The 18,139-nt window shown below is 66.5% G+C and carries 16 protein-coding genes and 1 pseudogene; 7 read left to right on the forward strand and 10 right to left on the reverse strand.

The genetic code is table 11. From position 1 onward, the window contains the following. Positions 1–11: 11 nt before the first annotated feature. Together GD429_RS04435 and GD429_RS04440 are read right to left on the reverse strand one after the other, a co-directional pair. A complete protein-coding gene (locus GD429_RS04435) occupies positions 12–476 on the reverse strand; it encodes a hypothetical protein (RefSeq protein WP_152855849.1) in 465 nt (154 codons plus the stop codon). A 67-nt stretch (positions 477–543) separates the two neighbouring features. Continuing rightward, positions 544–1,758: a patatin-like phospholipase family protein gene (locus tag GD429_RS04440; RefSeq protein ID WP_193727052.1), complete on the reverse strand. Its 1,215-nt coding sequence runs from the start codon at positions 1,756–1,758 to the stop codon at positions 544–546. Between the two features lie 86 nt (positions 1,759–1,844). Between GD429_RS04440 and GD429_RS40905 the strand changes: the two are divergent. Further along, positions 1,845–1,985 (forward strand): annotated as a pseudogene (locus tag GD429_RS40905) (RNA-guided endonuclease TnpB family protein); the annotation flags it as partial. Positions 1,986–2,034: 49 nt separating this feature from the next. Here the strand turns inward: GD429_RS40905 and GD429_RS04450 are convergent. After that, positions 2,035–2,820 carry a 3-hydroxybutyrate dehydrogenase gene (locus GD429_RS04450; protein WP_152855850.1) on the reverse strand — a complete coding sequence of 262 codons (786 nt, stop codon included), beginning with the start codon at positions 2,818–2,820 and terminating at the stop codon, positions 2,035–2,037. Between the two features lie 51 nt (positions 2,821–2,871). After that, positions 2,872–3,612 carry an acetoacetate decarboxylase gene (locus GD429_RS04455; RefSeq protein WP_152855851.1) on the reverse strand — a complete coding sequence of 247 codons (741 nt, stop codon included), beginning with the start codon at positions 3,610–3,612 and terminating at the stop codon, positions 2,872–2,874. A gap of 439 nt (positions 3,613–4,051) precedes the next feature. Here GD429_RS04455 and GD429_RS04465 point away from each other — a divergent pair, with 439 nt between their 5' ends. Then, positions 4,052–4,633: an undecaprenyl-diphosphatase gene (locus GD429_RS04465; protein ID WP_152855852.1), complete on the forward strand. Its 582-nt coding sequence runs from the start codon at positions 4,052–4,054 to the stop codon at positions 4,631–4,633. Positions 4,634–4,659: 26 nt separating this feature from the next. Here the strand turns inward: GD429_RS04465 and GD429_RS04470 are convergent, their stop codons facing one another. From GD429_RS04470 to GD429_RS04480, 3 genes are all read right to left on the reverse strand, one after another. After that, positions 4,660–4,893 carry a hypothetical protein gene (locus GD429_RS04470; protein ID WP_034181811.1) on the reverse strand — a complete coding sequence of 78 codons (234 nt, stop codon included), beginning with the start codon at positions 4,891–4,893 and terminating at the stop codon, positions 4,660–4,662. 167 nt (positions 4,894–5,060) lie between these two features. Beyond that, positions 5,061–5,882, reverse strand: coding sequence for a siderophore-interacting protein (locus GD429_RS04475; protein WP_152855853.1), 822 nt, complete (start codon positions 5,880–5,882; stop codon positions 5,061–5,063). Positions 5,883–5,920: 38 nt separating this feature from the next. After that, positions 5,921–6,631, reverse strand: coding sequence for a PadR family transcriptional regulator (locus GD429_RS04480; protein WP_152855854.1), 711 nt, complete (start codon positions 6,629–6,631; stop codon positions 5,921–5,923). An 808-nt stretch (positions 6,632–7,439) separates the two neighbouring features. On the opposite strand from GD429_RS04480, the gene GD429_RS04485 reads away from it, so the two are divergent. From GD429_RS04485 to GD429_RS04505, 5 genes are all read left to right on the forward strand, one after another. Then, positions 7,440–8,441, forward strand: a complete 1,002-nt coding sequence (locus GD429_RS04485; RefSeq protein ID WP_152855855.1) for an FHA domain-containing protein — start codon at positions 7,440–7,442, stop codon at positions 8,439–8,441. Further along, positions 8,438–12,490: a TOMM system kinase/cyclase fusion protein gene (locus tag GD429_RS04490; protein ID WP_321574401.1), complete on the forward strand. Its 4,053-nt coding sequence runs from the start codon at positions 8,438–8,440 to the stop codon at positions 12,488–12,490. Before GD429_RS04485 ends, GD429_RS04490 begins: the two co-directional genes overlap by 4 nt. Before the next feature lie 33 nt (positions 12,491–12,523). Further along, positions 12,524–12,868: a BMA_0021/BMA_0022 family TOMM bacteriocin gene (locus GD429_RS04495; protein WP_152855857.1), complete on the forward strand. Its 345-nt coding sequence runs from the start codon at positions 12,524–12,526 to the stop codon at positions 12,866–12,868. Between the two features lie 16 nt (positions 12,869–12,884). Further along, entirely contained in the window at positions 12,885–13,247 is a 363-nt protein-coding gene (locus GD429_RS04500; protein ID WP_152855858.1) for a BMA_0021/BMA_0022 family TOMM bacteriocin, read from the forward strand. Positions 13,248–13,338: 91 nt separating this feature from the next. Next, on the forward strand, positions 13,339–15,576 hold the full coding sequence (locus GD429_RS04505) for a TOMM precursor leader peptide-binding protein (RefSeq protein ID WP_152855859.1): 2,238 nt from the start codon (positions 13,339–13,341) through the stop codon (positions 15,574–15,576). Positions 15,577–15,713: 137 nt separating this feature from the next. On the opposite strand, the gene GD429_RS04510 is transcribed toward GD429_RS04505, so the two are convergent. From GD429_RS04510 to GD429_RS04515, 3 genes are all read right to left on the reverse strand, one after another. After that, positions 15,714–16,286 carry an AidA/PixA family protein gene (locus GD429_RS04510; protein ID WP_152855860.1) on the reverse strand — a complete coding sequence of 191 codons (573 nt, stop codon included), beginning with the start codon at positions 16,284–16,286 and terminating at the stop codon, positions 15,714–15,716. 546 nt (positions 16,287–16,832) lie between these two features. Beyond that, a complete protein-coding gene (locus GD429_RS40275; protein ID WP_193727058.1) occupies positions 16,833–16,970 on the reverse strand; it encodes a hypothetical protein in 138 nt (45 codons plus the stop codon). 125 nt (positions 16,971–17,095) lie between these two features. Further along, the gene (locus tag GD429_RS04515) at positions 17,096–18,043 is read right to left on the reverse strand and encodes an aldo/keto reductase (RefSeq protein WP_152855861.1); all 948 of its coding nucleotides are present in this window, start codon (positions 18,041–18,043) and stop codon (positions 17,096–17,098) included. Between the last annotated feature and the right edge of the window lie 96 nt (positions 18,044–18,139).

The following is an 18,139-nucleotide window of genomic DNA, read 5'->3' on the forward strand; positions in this document are numbered from 1 at the left end:
TTTCAGCCGGTTTACAGCCGGTTGTCCTTCGCGAGCGTCAGCACGCGCGCCCAGCGCTGCGCATCGCGCTTGTCCGTCATCGGCAGCTTCCATTCGCTGCGGACCGCGTCGCGCACGCGCACGACGAGATGCCAGCGGCCGCCGATCGGCGCGGTCTGGCAGCCGTCGAGCTGCGACAGCGTATAACGGCCGTCCGCGCCGTCGTGCGACAGCCACAGCAGCCCTTGCGTCGCAGACACACGTAACTCGCCCCACGCGCGATGCACGATGTGTGTCCAGCCTTGTTCCTTCGTATTCGGTGCGATGTCGCGGCGGCGCTTGATCCACCACGCGACCAGTGCGACCAGGATCGCGGCGGCGAGCACGGCGGCCGCGATCGCGACCGGCTGGCCGAACTGTGCGGCGATGACGTGAAACAGGTGAACCGCGCCCCATCCAATGGCGATGAGCGCGAACAGTGCGATGAAAATCGGCATGTCGAATCGGAGATCGGAGAAGAGGACGGACCGGCGCATGCATCGCGCCGATCCGTCGCACACGGCATCACCGGCGGCGGTGAATGTCGTGCGTCACGAAGCCCGCGTCGTTGTTGGGCAGCGCGAGGCCGTCCTTGACCGCGAGCGTCTTGCGGATGTCGTCGAGACCCGCGGACCAGTGGTCGCGCATCGTCGACAGACCGAACTGATAGTCCTTGTAGTGATGCTCGTACGCCTTCTGCTGATAGATCAGGTGCTGGATGTTGTATTTCTTCCCGCTCGACATCGCGTCGGCCTCGACGCACCACGGGTCGTTCTTGCGCTGCTCTTCCGGCACCTGCTCGAGCACGTGGCGCAGCACGTTGCGGTAGCGCTGTTCGCGCTGCAGCGTATCGGTGACGAAACGCGTGCGGCTCGAATACTGCACGTCCTTCGTGCGTTCCGCGACGTCGGCCATCGTGCGCGGCAGCGGCCCGCGCGCGCTCCACAGATCGACCTGGAACGCGAGCGTGTCGCTGCGCGGCCGTGCGCGGAGCACTTCCATCAGCGGCGTGTTCGACACGACACCGCCGTCCCAGTAATACTCGCCGTCGATCTCGACCGGCGGGAACGCGGGCGGCAGCGCGCCGGACGCCATGAAATGCTCGGGCGCGAGGCGGATGCGCGAGTTGTCGAAGTACACGAAGTTGCCGGTGCCGACGTTGACCGCGCCAACCGATATGCGCGTCTCGCCCGAATTGATCCGGTCGAAGTCGCACAGCTTCAGCAGCGTCGTGCGCAGCGCCGACGTGTCGTACCAGCTGATCTTTTCCGGATGATCGGACACGCCCGGCAGCGGCGGCGGGAAGCGCGGCGAGAAGAAGCCCTGCTGGCCCTGCATCATCGCGCTCGCAGCCTGCGACGCGGTGAAGAACGTGCGGATCTGGTCGATGCTGTTGAACAGCGCGAATTCGAACGCGGCCGGAATCGCCGGAAAGAACGCCGGCTGGCAGATCGTTTCCCAGAACTCGCGCAGCCGCTCGACGCGATGCTCGGGCGCGTTGCCGGCGATCAGCGCGGTGTTGAGCGCGCCGATCGAGATGCCCGCGATCCAGTCGAGCGGAATGCCCGCCTCGTGCAGCCCTTCGAACACGCCGGCCTGATACGCGCCGAGCGCGCCGCCGCCCTGCAGGACGAGCGCGATCGTTTCGTACGGCAATGACCGCGCAGCGGTCGGCGCGCCGGCTTCGTGCAGGTCCGTCTCATCGACGGCCTGCTTTTCGGTACGGGCATGCGGTTTCATCAGTTGCTCCGAGAAATCCCGCCATCGATGGCGGAGAGGAAAGGAGTGACGTCGACAGACGGCATTCCATCGTTAGAATGACCAGCATGATCCTTGTCTACCGCTATCGCGTGAAGTCGCTCAACGGACTCCTGAACAAACGGATCCGTGCGGTGGAGTACGTCTGGAACTTCTGCAACGACACGCGGAAGCACACGCTCGAGCGGAACAGGAAGTTCCGGTGCGGACGTGCATCGCCAGGTGTGGGAATCGCCTCCCGTCAGGGAGGCGAGGACGTTACTGCATGAACCAGCCGTGGCTGACGATGAACGACTGGCCGGTGAGCGCGGCGCTCGGGAACGCCGACAGGAACAGCACCGTCTGCGCGACGTCCTGCACCGTCGTGAACACGCCGTCGACCGTGTTGCCGAGCATCAGCTTCTTCACCACTTCCTCTTCGCTGATCCCGAGCTCCTTCGCCTGCTCCGGAATCTGCTTGTCGACCAGCGGCGTGCGCACGAAGCCCGGACACACGACGTGCGAGCGCACGTTGTGCTTCGCGCCTTCCTTCGCGAGCACGCGTGCGAGGCCGAGCAGCCCGTGCTTGGCCGTCACGTACGCCGATTTCAGCGGCGACGCTTCGTGCGAGTGCACCGAACCCATGTAGATCACGACGCCGCCGCGATCGTCCTTGTACATGTGCTTGAGCGCGGCCTTCGTCGTCAGGAACGCGCCGTCGACGTGGATCGCCTGCATCTTCTTCCAGTCGGAGAACGAGTAGTTCTCGATCGGGTTGACGATCTGGATGCCCGCGTTCGACACGAGGATATCGACCGAGCCGAACGTTTCGGCGACCTTGTCGATGCCGCTGTTCACGGCTTCCTCGTTCGTCACGTCCATCGCGACGCCGATTGCCTTGCCGCCTGCCTTGTTGATCTCGTCGGCGACCGCATTCGCGCCGTCCTGGTTCAGGTCGGCGATCGCGACGGCCGCGCCCGCTTTCGCGAGCTCGAGTGCGATTTCCTTGCCGATGCCGCTCGCGGCGCCCGTGACGACTGCGGTCTTGCCATTCAGGTTGCTCATTTCGAATTCCCGTGGTGAAAGGATTGACAGGGAGAAAGGACTGCGGACGTGTTACTGAGCCAGATAATCGTAGACGACTTCGCCGAGACCGAGTGTCAAATCTGCGACGAGGTGCCGGGCTTCGACGATCTCGAGCACGGGCAGGTCGGCTACCGGCGCGAGCGCGTGCGGCGCCAGCTCGAGCGATGCGGGGCCCGTCCACGCGCCCTTCATCTTGATGTCCTGCATGTAGTAGCGCACCAGTTCGCACACACGCGCGGTGCCGTCGACGTGCGGAATGATCTTCAGCAGGAAATTGGGGCCGGCGAGGCGCTTCGTCTGCTCGGCGATGTCGAGTTCCTTGTGCTTGTAGCCCATCGTGCCGGTCGCGACGCGCACCTTGCCGTAGTCGAGCGTGCCGAGGAGGTGATCGGTATTCACGTGCAGGGTGGGCGACGCGAGCTTCTTCGGGAAACCCCACAGCTCGCGGCCGCCGGCGATCGGCGGGTGATCGTCGAGATACATCGCGAGCGTGTAGCCGCCCGCCTGGCCGTTGTATTCGACCGGAATCACCTGGCCGCTTTCGGTGTAGTCGCCGAAGCCGGTCGAATCGGCCATGCGGATGAATTCGTAATGCACGAGCGGCTCGGTGATCTGCAGCGGCTCGGGAACAATTTCGCGGAGACGGTCCGGATCGGTACGATACGTGATGATCAGAAACTCACGGTCGACGAAACGGTATGGGCCCATCGGGAAGGCAGGGCTGGTCAACGGCATCGCAAACGCTTTCGATCGGACATCGCTGGGTTTCATGCGGACTCCTTGTTGTTGATCGCTTCGTGGATGAGTGCTCGTAATCGTATGCCTGTGCGTTGCCGTTGTGCGATGCCGCATTTGGAATTAATTGTTGCCGATTTCGACGGATTTACGGCGCAAATATTGAGACAAACGACGCAAACGGCCTGGATGGCGCCCGGCGGCCCGATGTTCGCACGCGTCGATGACGCCACGATGTGAAAAAGGTGAGTCTTTACGGGATGCCAGGTGAGCCTTTCCGGGAGACGGTCGCGCGCAAATATGACAATTGCGTGAACTTGTGTTGCACTGCAGGTTCTAAGTGCGTTCGCCGCGGCGGTCGCGCCCTGTCTCGCGGGCCTGCCGCATTAAGCATCGCTTAAGCGGGCGCACCCTAGCATCGTTCGTGTCCGACCGGGCAACCGGTCGAATCTTTACGTCTCACGCCACCGGATTCATGCAGAACCTCAATCTCGCCCTCTTTTCCGCCATCAACGCCGGGCATGCGCCGCAGCCGGGCGTGGCCCGCCTGGCCATCTTCGCCGCCGACTGGCTCGTCTATGCGCTGCCCGCGATGCTGCTGCTGACCTGGATCTTCGGCGCGCGCCCGACGCGGCGTCAGGCGATCGAAGCCGGCGTCGGCGTATGCGTGGCGCTCGTGCTCGCACAGGTAATCGGGCATTTCTGGTTCTCGCCGCGGCCGTTCATGGCCGGCGTCGGCACGCAACTGATTCCTCACGCGCCGGACAGCTCGTTTCCGAGCGATCACATGACGTTCGCGTGGAGCGTGGCGGTCGGCCTGATGCTCGGCGGCACGACCCGGCTCACCGGTTACGTGATGGCCGCGATGGCCGTGGCGATCGCGTGGGGGCGCATCTATGCGGGCGTGCACTGGCCGTTCGACATGGCCGGCGGCGTGCTGGTCGGTACGGCTGGGGCATTGACCGCGCACCTGTATGGACAACGCGCGACCGCGCTGCTCGAACGGCTCGGCGATTCGGTGCACGCAGTCGTGATGGGGCGTCGGCACGCGCCGTAAGCGGAAGGAAGCCGGGCAGGACGCCGTCAGCCGGGCGAGCCGGGCGTGTGGGCCGATTCGGCCGACGCGGACGGGCCGCCGCCCGCATCGTGCAGTTCGGGCGTATCGGCCGGGTGTTGCGCGGCGTCGCGCTCAAGGGCGCTTTCCTTCAGGATCGCGCACATCGCGACGAACAGCGCGAGTACGACCGCGGCGAGGCCGCAATAGCCGGCGATCTTCAGGTTGCGAAGGAAAGGCGAAGCGTGGCTTTCTTTTGTCATGACCGGGCGCTCCTGGGCGGGCTGCGGCGGCTGTCGCGCGACAGCGGCGACGCAGACATACATATATACCAGCCGCGATGCCGATGCCAAGCCCGCCGGTGCGCTGGCGCCACGGTCGCATCACCCGTTCGCCGGCCGGGCGCCCGCAAGCCGGGTACCAGTCAGCGTCAGTCTTCCAGCGTTTCGTGCACGGCCGCCGCGCCGCGCTTCCAGTAGGCCGCCGCGCGGATGCGCGACTTGTCGACGCCACGCTCGCCGGTCAGGTGCTGACGCACCGCGCGCATTGACAGCGCTTCGCCGGCCGCCCACACGTAGCCGTCGCCGGACGGCGGCAGCGGCAGGTCGCGAACCGCATTCAGCAGCACGTCACCGTCCTCTGCGTCGGCTTCGGCGCGGAAGCGCCAGATTTCATGCACGTCGGCGCGCGTATCGAACGAGATCTGCGCGGTGCGATCTGCGACTTCCAGCACGACCGCCGCGCGCGCACCGGCCGGCAGTTCCTCGAGGCGCCGTGCGACAGCCGGCAGCGCCGTGTCGTCGCCGATCAGCAGGTGCCAGTCGAAGCCGGTCGGGACGACGAACGAACCGCGCGGCCCGCCGATACCCAGCCATTGACCGACGCGTGCCTGCGCAGCCCACTGTGACGCGGGGCCCGGATGGTTCAGCACGAATTCCAGATCCAGTTCGCACGCGGCGCGGTCGAAGCGGCGCGGCGTGAAGTCGCGCGCGACCGGCTTCGGTTCGCCTTCCGGAAACTCGGGGCCGTTCGCGCCGAGCGTCGGCATCGCGGGCCGTTCGGCGCCGGGCGGCGGGAAAAACACCTTCACGTGATCGTCGAACGATGCGGATTCGAAATCCGCGAGATCGGGGCCGCCGAGCGTGACGCGCAGCAGATGCGGCGTCACGGCATGCACGCGCAGGACCTGCAGCAGGCGAAACTTGAGGGTATGGCGCACACGGGTTACGGTGCGCTCGGATGTGTTCTGCATCGATCCGTTCTCCTTAGGTTCTGACGGGGCGGCGCGGATTACGCGCCGGTGCCGCCTTCGATTTCGGCCGTCGCGCGGCGCATGATTGCCGCGATGCGGCGCTGTTCGTCGGGGCCGGCTGCGCTCTTGTGCAGCAGCGCCCGCTTGAGCGCGACGCGCGCGTCGACGAACTCCGGCAGCCAGCCGGCCTGCGATTCGTCCTGCGCGTCGTTGCCGGCCGATTCCCCGGCGAACGCGCGGCGCATGAATTCCATCTTGCGGGCGAGGTGCGTGAGGCGTGCGAACAGCGTGTCGACGCGTTCGCGCTGCGCGTCGAGATGCGCGCGGCCGGCGTCGGTCAGCGCATAACGCTTGCGATTGCCTTCCGCCTGCGATGCGACGAAGCCGACTTCCTCGAGATACGTGAGCGCCGGATACACCATGCCGGGGCTCGGGCTGTAGAAACCGTTCGAACGCGTGTCGAGCGCCTTGATCAGCTCGTAGCCGTGGCTCGGTTGCTCGGCGACCAGCGCGAGCAGCAGCAGCTGGAGATCGTCGGAGCTGAACTGGCGGCCGCGCGGCATGCCGTCGTCGCCGAAATCGCCAAAGCCGCCGCGCCCGCCACGGCCGCCGAACGGGCCGCCACCGAACGGATCGTGGCCGCGACGGTGGCGGCCGATCGCGTACCAGAGACCGGCGAACCAGTCAGGGCGGGCATGCGCACCATGACCGTCGCATCGGGCATGGCCGCGGGAGGGGTTGTGTCGCATGATCGTGTCCTATATGTCGTAAAACATATCTAAAGATATATATCGAAAGATAGGTCGTCAAGGGGATTTATTGGGGTGGGATGGAGGGGCGACCGTGTCCGTCTGCTTGCGATGAGGGTTCCCGTCGAAGCGTTCCCTCAACCTCTTTTGCGAGTCGACAGGACGATCGCCGTAAGGTCTGATTTCGCCGTTGCCGCGAGCCATTGATCGTGAGGCACAACCATGCCGCCTCGCATTCGCCTGCCGCTGACGCAGCGAGAAACTCGCCGTGGTGCAACGGCCTGTCGGAATAAATGAAGTAATGCTGATTTTAAAAACGTCGGCGGTAATTATTTGAATTACCGAAATGGTTTAATTTATTTCCGATTCATCAAACAAAATTTCCGCGGCAGCAAAGGTGTTTGAATCAACCCCGTCATTCAATGTGATCTCGTCCCGGCAACGCACGTCGGTCATGGCTTGCGCGGCGATGAATATTTTCGACCCTTAATTTGCAACCCGAAAATTCGTCGAAAATGTAAAGCATTGCAATATAAAACGCCGAATTGAGTATTCCGGTTGCGGCGCGTGATTTTATTTGGCAGGATTTTCAACAGGTTGCTCGCTTTTAAAACAACAAAACGGTCGACAATTCAATTGATCGAAATGACAGGTGCCGGATGAGCAACGATTCGAAAGGAAGCTGACGAGAAAACAGGTAACGAAGCGGCGAACGGTCGACATTGTTCGCGATCATCGAATCAATCGCTTGCCCGGCAGCGCCGATGCGTCACTCGAGCGATCCGGGCGAATCCGACGCGGGGCTGCCATGGCGATACTCAAGAACGATTCATCCGGAGAAGCATGCCTGCTCCGCGCGTATCACGTGTTCGGCCGCGATGCCGCGCGCTGCGACACGGTCATCCGGGATGCGTCGGTCTCCCGTGTTCATGCCCATATCCGCTGGATCGGCGGGCGGTGGGAGCTCCACGATCACAGCAGCAACGGCACGTCGGTGTCGGGCGTGCCGTTGCGCGACGGCGAGCACGCGGTGCTGCAACAGGGCGACGTGATCCGGTTCGGCAGGGCAGGCATTGCGCCGTGGCGCGTCGATGCGCTCGACGATCCGGCCGATACGTTGTGGCCGATACGAGGCGCCGCGCATCCGATCGTGCTCGCGCCGCGTCAGATCCTGGCCGCACGCGCCGCGCCGCCGGTCACGATCGTCCGGTCGCCGGCCGGCGAATGGCTGTGCGACGACACGTTGCCGCCGCGCGCGCTCCATGACGGCGATGAAGTATCGACCGGCGACGCCACGTGGCGCCTGGCGGTCGTGCGCAACGGCTCGACGATGATGCTCGCCGCGCCCGCCGATCCGGCCGTGCCGGCGCAACTGCTCGAGTTCTTCGTCAGCCGGGACGAAGAGCACGTGCGCATGCTGCTGCATGTCCGCGGCGGCGTGGTCGACCTCGGCGAGCGCGCCCATCACTACAGTCTCGTCACGCTCGCCCGGGCGCGCTCGGCCGACATGCAGGCTGGCTACGACGCCGCCACGCAAGGCTGGATCGAACTCGATCGGCTGGCGCGCATGCTCGGCATCGATACGTCCCATGTCAACGTGCAGATCCACCGCGCCCGGAGCCAGTTCGCGGCCCTGCCGGGGCTGGACGCGAGCCAGCTCGTCGAGCGCCGGCGCGGCAGCGTCCGGTTCGGCGATTTTCCGTTCCGCGTCATGCGCGGCGAGCATCTCGAATGCCAGTCGGTGCCGGGCGCCCAGCCGCGTATCGGCGTGCATCGTCCGGCGCCGGACCCGGTCGTCCACTACTCGTGAGCACGGGAGAACCGGCCGTGTTGTCGATAGCGCCCCGCGCGCCCGTCGCGCCGGAAGCACTTGAACCCCGGCAATCGCGCCAGCCCGCCGCGCCTTTCGCGGAACTTGCCGGCAAGCGGCATTACCGGCTCGGCTCGCTGCTCGGCGAAGGCGGCAATGGCGTGGTGTTTCGCGCGACCTGCGGCGAGACGGGACAAGACGTCGCGATCAAGCTGATGCGGGATGACGCCGCGCGGACCGCGACGGAGCGCGTGCGCCGGCGTGCGCGCTTTCAGCGCGAGACGAGCCTGTGCGAGGCGCTGCGGCACCCGAACATCGTGGCGTTGCTGGACCAGGGGGAAGCGCCCGACGGCCGGCTGTTCGCCGTATTCGAGCTGGTGCACGGCCGGACCCTGCGCGACCGGCTCGCGGCTCAGGGGCCGCTGTCGGCCGTCGACACGGGCCGGCTGATGACGGAGGTGCTCGACGCGCTCGCGGCCGCGCATCGGCGCGGCATCGTGCATCGGGACCTGAAGCCGCAGAACATCGCGATCACGATGGCCGACGACGGGCCGCACGCGAAGCTCCTCGATTTCGGCATCGGCGCGTTGTTGCCCGGCACGGAAGACATCGCGCGCCAGACCTCGACGCTGGCGACCGAGGTGCTCGGCTCGCCGCCCTATTGCGCGCCCGAGCAATTGCGCAACGAGCCGCCGACGCCCAGGAGCGATCTGTATGCGTGGGGCCTGGTCGTGATCGAATGCCTGACGGGCGAAGTCGTCATGCGCGGCGCGAGCGTGGCCGACATTCTCTATCAGCAGCTCAGCCCGGTGGATGTCGCGCTGCCGCCATCGATCGCGTCGCATCCGCTCGGCTCGGTATTGCGGCGCGCGCTGAGCAAGAATCCGGAACAGCGCGCCGCGTCGGCCGACGAACTCGCGGAGCCGTTTCGCGCGCTCAACTTCGCCGCCCTCGTCGGCCAGTTCGATGCCGGCCGCGCAAGCGGGCAGACGCATCCGCGCCCGTTCGCGCCGCGCAGCGACACGGTCGCAACGGCTGGCGAGTACCGGCAGATCACCACGCTGTGCTGTTGCGTGACGATTACCGGAGAGGGCCGGCAACGCCACGCCGGAACCGATCACGGCGACTTGCTCGACGGCTACGAGGAGCAATGGCTGACGAAGTGCGCCGACATCGCCGTCGGTTATGGCGCGCAGGTCGACGGACGGCTCGGCGACACGCTGCTGTTCCATTTCGGCCTGCGAGGCGACATCGACCGGCCGGCGCGCCGCGCGGCGCGCGCGGCGCTCGACATGGTGCGGATGGCCGAGCGCGCACGGCTGCCGGCGCCGGTGGCGGCCGGCGGCCCCGCCGGTGGCGAAAGCTGGCGTGTCGACGTGGCCGCCGCGATTCACGTCGGGCAAGTTCTCACACATGCGTCGCGCATGTCGGGCGTATCGGCGCCCGCGGCGGCGGCGCGGCTGCTGCGGCTTGCCGGGCCCGGGCAGATCCTGATCAGCGACGATGCGCGGCTCGCGCTCGAGCGACATGCCGACTATCGGCCGACCGCGTTGCGGCTGGCGCGGGCGGGCCTCGTGCCGCAGCCGGTTCATGAATTGCTCGGTGAGCGTCGTGCCGATACGCCGTTCGATTCGCTCGACGCCGGCATGCGGGCGCCGATGGTCGGCCGCGCGCGCGAACTCGACGCGCTGATGCGCGCGTGGCAGGAGACGCTCGCACGACATCGTCGCGTGACGCGCGGCGAGCCTGCGCCGCACGGTGTGCCGCGGCTTGTCGTCGGCGACGCGGGAATCGGCAAGTCGCGCCTCGTGCACGAGCTGTGCGAGGCCGTCCGGATCCAGGGCCACGCCTTCGCGCATTGCGGGTGCCTGCCCGAGCGTGAGAATCATGCGCTGTTTCCGATCCTGCGATTCATCGGCGCGCATTGGCATATCGACGCCGACAGCCCGGCCGGTTTCGCGCTCGCGGCGATCGACGCCATGATCGCGCCGCTCGAATGCGATCACGCGGCGGCCCGTGTCGCGCTCGCGACCTGGCTGGGGCTGCCCTGCGATGCGAAGGGCCTTCTGTGGTCGAGTGCGCGCGAACAACACGCGCTGTTCGACGTCCTCGAGCAACTGATCGTGTCGCTCGGCAACGGCGCTCCGGTGCTGCTCGTGGTCGAGGACGTCCAGTGGATCGATCGCTCGACCGAGGACTTTCTTGCGTACCTGCAGCGCTCGCCGCGCGCAGCGGCCCTCGGCATCGTGTTCACGTCGCGCCCCGACAAGCTCGGGCGCTGGCGCGGCGCGACCGAACGCCTGGTGCTGCGCCGCTTGCCGCGCGACGACGCGCAGCGCCTGATATCGGCGTGCCTGGGCCAGGGCGCGCTCGATCCGGCCTGGCTCGACCAGCTCGCGCATCGCACGGCGGGCATCCCGCTGTTCATCGAAGCCGTCGCGCGCGAGCTGACGATGAGCGGTGCGGACGGCTCGCTCGCGGGGCTGCGGGCAACGGACCCTTATCCGCTGCCGCTCAGCCTCGGCGACATGCTCGGACTCGCGTTCGACCGGATCGACGACGCGCGCGACACCGCGCAGCTCGCCGCGACCATCGGGCTCGAGGTCGATGCGCAATTGCTTGCCGACGCATCGCCGCATGATCGGGCCACGCTCGACGCGCATCTGCGGCTGCTGCTCGAGGAGCGGATCGTGTACGCGCAACATCGGCGCGATCGCGTGTTCTATTCGTTCCGCCACGCGTTGATTCGCGACGCGGCGTATGAATCGATGCCGCCCGCCGTGCGGCGCGGCAACCACGCACGCGTCGGCCGCGCGCTGGTCGCGCAAGCCGATCGAGGCGCCGGTGCGCATGCGTTCGGCGTCGCCGGGCACTTCGCGCGCGCGGGCGCCTTCGCCGATGCGATCGCCCACGGTATCGACGCGGCGCGCCGCGCACTCGAACGTTCCCGGTACGACGACGCGATCCGCTACGGGCAGTCCGTGTTCGACTGGCTCGGCAACGCCGACCACGCGCAACGCGAGCACGACAGCGCGCGCATCCGCGCCACGTTGACGCACGCGACGATGGCACGGTTCGGCTGGGCGGATCCGCAGGTGCGCGAGCATGCGGAGCAGCTGTTGCGGCAGATGCAGACGCTCGACGACCCGGAGCTCGAGATCAGCGCGCTATGGACGCTGTCGACCTACTACCACGTCGCCGGCGATCGCCCCACCGTGCGCGGGATCAGCATGCGGCTCGACGCGCTCGCGACCGAGCGCGGCGATGCCGGTGTCCAGGTCGCTGCGGACGCGATGCGCGGCATGAGCCTGTGGGTCGACGGCGACTATACCCGCGCCCGCGCCGCGTTCGACGCGGTGCTGGCCGGCTACGACGTGCGGCGCGACGTGGACCATCGGCGCATCCTGGGGCTCGATACGCGCGCGTGGACGATGGCATCGCTCGCGAGCGTGCGCTGGTGCACGGACGACGATCCGCAGGCGTCGCTCGCGTTGGCGCGCGACGCGGTGTATTGCGCGACCTGCCTCGACCATTTGCCGACGCTCGGCGTCACGATGATGTACCTCGCACGCATGCACCAGCTGGCGGGCGATCGCGACGCGGCCCGCACGCTGTCGGAAGCGATTCTGCGTCTGTCGGACGTGCATCGGCTGCGCGCGGTCGGGCACTACGCCGCGATCATTCATGCGTGGGCGCAAGGCGATCGCGCGGGTGTCGTCGCGCATCTCGATGCGCAGCGGCAGTCGGGCGGCCTGCTCGGCCTGACCTACTACGCGTCGCTGCTGGCCGAGCTGGATGCCGGGCACGGCGACTACCGCGCCGCGCTCGCGCAGATCGAGCAGTGCCTCGCATGGTGCGAGTCGACCGGAGAACGGTATTACGAAGCACAGCTGCTGCTGAAGAAGTGCGAGTACTTGCGCCAGGCCGACCCGCGATGCGGCGGCGTGGCCGCGCTGGCCGCGTGCCGGCGCGCATGCGAAATCGCAACAACGGCGGGCATGGGCCGCATTGCCGGGCTCGCCGGAGCGATGTTGCAGTCGTTGCCGTAAGTCGTTCCATTCGTCAATCAGGAGAACATACCGATGAGCAAGGATCTTCGATTACCGACGTACGAACAGTTTCTCGAATACCGGGCAACCGTCATCCGGGCGATCGCCCTCGCGTGGCATTCCCCGGCGTTTGTCGACGAACTCGAGGCCGATGCGGTCCAGGCATTGCGCGAGCATTTCGGCTATCACTTTCCGTTCAAGCTCGACCTGAAGGTGCAGACCAAGTCGTCGGCCTGGACGCCGAGCGTCAACGGCGACTGGACGGCCGGCCAGAGAAACAAGCTCACCCTGTTCCTGCCGCCCGCGCCGGCGGACGACGCGCAGTTCGCGCAGGCACTGGCCGCGTACAACGCGAATCACATCACCATCATGGAATGACCTTGGGGAAACCGACATGGCAAAGGACAACGCTAATCCGACGCTCGAATCGATGCTGGAGTTTCAGAAGGTCTATCTGCGTGCGATCGCGCTTTCATGGCGGAACCCGGAGTTCAAGGGCGAGTTGCTGAAGAAGCCGCTGGAGACGCTCGCGAAATACTTCGGTTACCAGTGCCCGTGGATCATCGACATCGAGGTCGTCAAAACGGACGGCGATCATGGCTGGACGAGCGACGGAAAGGGTGGCGGGAGCTGGAACCTGCCGCGCAACGTGATGACGGTCGGCATACCGGAGCAACCGACGGCCCCGGACGAAGAGGCCGTCGCGCTCGCGGCCTACTGCGACGCCGGGGCGAGCTATCTGTTCACCTGCTGCTGAGCTGACGCGGCCGAGCCGCGCACCGTCGCGCGACCCGGGCCGGCTGCCCGGGTCGCGCGATGTCCGTTGACCCGCCGCACGGAACCCGACGATGCTTGATGACCTTTCGCGCGTGTTGCGCTTCAAACCGCATCTGCTCGTGCTCGATGCGGGCCCCGAGACGCTGTTCGTCGTCGACGAATTCAAACGCGCGATGCTGACGGGCGCGATCTTCGTGCGGATCGCCGCCTGCCTGCGGGCGCGGATGACGATCGCCGAGATCGTGACATCGCTTGCCGGCACGTTTGGAGAATGGGACGTGCTCGCGCGGCTCGATCACCTCGTGCGTCGCGGGTACGTGCGCGCCGACACGCCGCACGACGACGATGCGGCGCGCGGCTTCTTCGAGCGCGCCGGACTCGACGGCGACGCGGCCTGCGCGCGCGTCGTGCAACTGCGCGTCGCGGTCGAGGCGTTCGGCGCCGACGATGCGGCGCTCAGGCACGCGCTCGACACGGCCGGCATCGATGTCGTGCCGGACGCCGAATTGACCGTCGCGATCGCCGATACGCACGACCGCGACGATCTCGCCGCGTGCGCCGCCCGCGTGGCGGCGCGCGGCGGGGCATTGCTCGTCGTGGCGGCCGGTGGCGTGCAGACGCTGATCGGGCCGCTGCTGGCCGGCCGCGGCGCGCTGGCCGACGCGCCGTGCATCGAATGCGTGCGCTACTGGATTCGCATCAACCGGCCTGTCGAGGCGCTGCTTGCGCGCCATCACGGCAGCGACGCGACGCGTCTGCCGCCGGCCGCCTCGCGTGCCGGGGCAGCCGCAGCGGCGGCGCTCGTGGCAGCGACGGTCGAGCAGATCGCGGTCAACCGCACGGCATCGGAACGGTCGCAAACGCATGTCGTGGCGCAGCGCATCGACACGTTGGCCACCGAGCGGCACCGCGTGCTGAAGCGTCCGCAATGCCCGTGCTGCGGCAATCCCGCGTGGATGCGCGAGCAGGCGGCGCGGGCGCCGCGGCTCGCCGATCATGCGCCGTTGGCGCGTGCCGACGGCGGCTACCGTACCGCCGATCCGCAACAGGTGTTCGAGCGTTATGCCCATCTGATATCGCCGGTAAGCGGTGCGATCGCGTATCTGCACCCGATGCCGAAGCGACACGCGGGCCTGCGCAAGGTTTATGCGTCCGGTTTTCTCGTGTGCCCGGCCGCCGTGCCGGGCAGCAACCGGTTCGACAGGATCTGCTCCGGCAAAGGCCGCACCGACGATCAAGCCCGCGTGAGCGCGCTATGCGAGGCGCTCGAACGGTTCAGCAGCGTGTATCAAGGCGACGAGGCGACGCTGACAGGAAGCATGGAAAGCCTGCTCGCCGATCCGGCATGCGACGCCGCACCGATTCACGTGAACGATCTTCAGCAGTTCAGCGAACGGCAATTCGACGCGCGCGACGCGATCAACGCATTGACCCGCGATGTTCGAAAGCAGGTGCCGCCGCGTTTCACTGCGCGCGACGTCATCGACTGGACGCCGGCCTGGTCGCTCGTGACCGGCAGGCGCCACCTCGTACCGCTGAGCTACTGCTATGCGGAAACGCCCGACAGCGCGCGGGCGCCCGCTGCATGCGTGCACAATCCGAACGGCTGCGCGGCGGGATCGAGCGTCGACGAGGCGATCTTGCAGGGCATGCTCGAATTGATCGAGCGCGATGCGGTCGCGATCTGGTGGTACAACCGGATCCCGCGCCCCGGCATCGATCTCGCGAGTTTCGACGATCCGTATTTCGATGCGCTCGCGCGTGAATATGCGACGTTCGGTTGGCGTTTGTGGGCGCTCGACATCACCGCCGATCTCGGGGTGCCGACCGTGGCCGCGCTCGCGGAAAATCCGCAGGACGGACGCTTCTCGATCGGTTTCGGCTGCCATCCGGACGGCCGAATCGCGGTGCAGCGGGCGCTGACCGAAGTCAACCAGTTGCTCGATGTCGCGGCGGATGCCCCGCACCCGTGGGATCGCGACAAACTGTCGGCAACCGGATTCCTGTATCCGGCGAACGGCGTGCGCTGCACGACGCGCTCGACGTGGCAGCCGATCGACGCCGCGTCGTTGCCGGCGGCGCTCGCGTATTGCGTCGGGCGCATCGCGGCGGCCGGCATCGACGTGCTCGTCGTCGACAAGACGCGGCCCGACATCGGCTTGTCCGTGGTGCAGGTCATCGCGCCGGGGCTGTGCCATTTCTGGCCGCGTTTTGGCGCGCGACGGCTTTATTCGGTTCCGGTGGAACTGGGATGGCGCGCGCAGCCGTGCGACGAACAGGAGCTGAATCCGGCACTGCTGTTTCTATGACTTGGCCGTTTGTCCTTTCATGGCGGCGGGATGGATTCGCCGGCGGAAAGCGGCGGGCGGGCCGATTCCGCCCGCCCGGTGCTGCCGGGCGCTTCGCGCCGATCACGTCGCGGTCTTGTCGAGGCGCCGGTTCGAGATCACCCGTGGCTGATGGTCAGGTAAGCATCCCAGGTGACGTAGCCCTTCAGTTGCGCGTGCCGGTCGTAAATGGCGACGACGAACGCATAGGTCTCTTGGCCGGGAGCGAGCACGGTGGCTTGCGCCCAGTAGTCCGCGCGCTGCTCTGTTTTCACACCGTTGCTTTCGGGCCAGCCCAGTACCGGGTAAGGCTCGGCGACGTTCTCGGTGCGGTACGCAACCTCGCCCAGAAGGTTGCGGGTGATCGCTTTGAAGCTATACAGGAAGCACTTGTAGTTTTCCGTGCCCGTCAGAGACACGGTGCGCCAGTAAATCACGTCGTTGACATTGGCCTTGAGCAGCAAGTTGCTGCCGGCCTCGCCCTGGTACACACCTTGCACCGAGCCTTGGCCATAGCCATACGCCGCATCCGCCAGCGGGGTGATCATGTAGACGGAATCGGGGTCGTTCCCGAGCGAGGTCGCCTTATCCGGCTCCCTGCCGAGCGAGTTGTTGTTCTTTTTCAGGATCTCATCGACATCGAACGCAATCAGGACATCGATGAATTTGAAGGTATCCAAGCTATGAGACATGGCAGTTCCTTTCACGTTTTATCGTTGAAGAACACGCTGCTGAGTGACGACGCCCGTGGCGCCGGCATCTCTCCCATCCTGCGAAGCAGCGCCAGCGGAGAAATCGGGCGGGCGGAAGAGTATCGACAGCGTACGGAGGATTGATCCGAGAATCGATTACACGTGGTTACAGGGCGCGCGTGACGAGGTGTGCGGCGCAGGCGTGTGAATCCTGCATTCGGTGTATGGATGTGCCAGCGTCGCCGGAACGGGCGCCCTACAGTTGGCCAGATAGGCCGATCCGGCGTTCATGCGCCGAATCGGCCGTTAAAGTGCTTTCGTAGACCCGGGCCGACGCGGCGAGCATCACGCGTCTCGCGCTTCAGTCGGGGTGTTCCGATCCCGCGTAGTTCGCGCACTTGTTTGGTCCGCGCTTCGGTGTCACGCCGCCGTCGCGATCGATGTCCGTCTGAGTCAACGGAAGTGGCCGTGCGAGTCAAAACGCGAGTGCGATTTTCGGCTAGGCGACGCGCGTATCGATACGCGCTGCTGACGGGCGCCGCCGGCTCACTTCGACGAAGACGACGGCAGCCCGAGCGAAATGCCTTCGTCGTATCCGATCTTGCCGTCGCGGAATTCGACGGTCACGTGGCCCGCCCGCTGCGCGTCGGTAACGTTCGCGTAGATTCCCGATTTTTCCTGCATCCGCATCCGCATCCGCATCCGCATCCGCATCCGCGACTGCGGCGATAGCGGAGCGCAGATGACGCAGGCCGATTGCGGAACCGCAAGACCGCGCGATTCGATCGACTGGCCTGCCGCCCACGACTTCAGGTCGTGCTGGCCTCGTCGATCTGGCGGATGTCGTCCCGATCGAGTTGAATGCGGATCGCTTCGCCGAGCAATTCGAGCTGCGCGAGCGACGTCGCGCTCGCGATCGGCGCGGTGATCGTCGGCCGCGCGATCTGCCACGCGAGCGCGATCGCCGCCGGCTGCGTGCCGTGCTTCGCCGACACGGCATCGAGCGCGGCGAGAATGCGCAGGCCGCGTTCGTCGAGATAACCGGCGACGCGATCGCCGCGCACGCTCTTCTTCAGGTCGGCCTCGCTGCGGTACTTGCCCGACAGGAAACCGCTCGCGAGCGCGTAATAGTTGACGACGCCGAGCTTCAGGTCGCGCACGACCGGCTCGAGATCGCGTTCGTAGTCGGCGCGGTCGATCAGGTTGTACTCGGGCTGGATGACCTGGTACGCGGGCAGGCCGTCGCGCTTGCTGATGTCGGCGGCTTCGCGCAGGCGCGCGCCGCTGTAGTTCGATGCGCCAATGATGCGCACCTTGCCAGCGTCGATCAGCGTCTGGTACGCGCCGAGCGTTTCCTCGAGCGGGGCCGTATCGGCGAGGTCGCGGTGCGAGAAATACAGGTCGATGTAGTCGGTCTGCAGGCGGCGCAGCGAATCGTCGGCGGCCTTCAGGATGTTGTCTTTCGTCAGGCCCGCGCGTGTAGAAAGCAGGCCGACCTTGGTCGCGATCACGACCTGCTCGCGCTTGCCGGAACGCTTGAGCCACTTGCCGATGATCGTTTCCGATTCGCCGCCGCTGTTGCCGGGCGCCCAGGCCGAATAGACGTCGGCCGTGTCGATGAAGTTGATGCCGGTGTCGGCGAGCGCGTCGAGCAGCGAAAACGATGCGTTCTCGTCGACGGTCCAGCCGAAGACGTTGCCGCCGAAGGCGAGCGGCGAAACCTGGATGCTCGACGTGCCGAGAGTGCGTAGTGCCATGTTCTGCTCCGATATCGGTGGGGTGACGGGATTGAACTGCGCGATTGGCCAGGTCGAGCGCGACGAGACGGCGGGGTGCGCGAAGCGGTTGCGCCG

The sequence above is a fragment of the Burkholderia sp. BE17 genome (genome assembly GCF_009362305.1).
GTDB lineage: Bacteria > Pseudomonadota > Gammaproteobacteria > Burkholderiales > Burkholderiaceae > Burkholderia > Burkholderia pyrrocinia_C.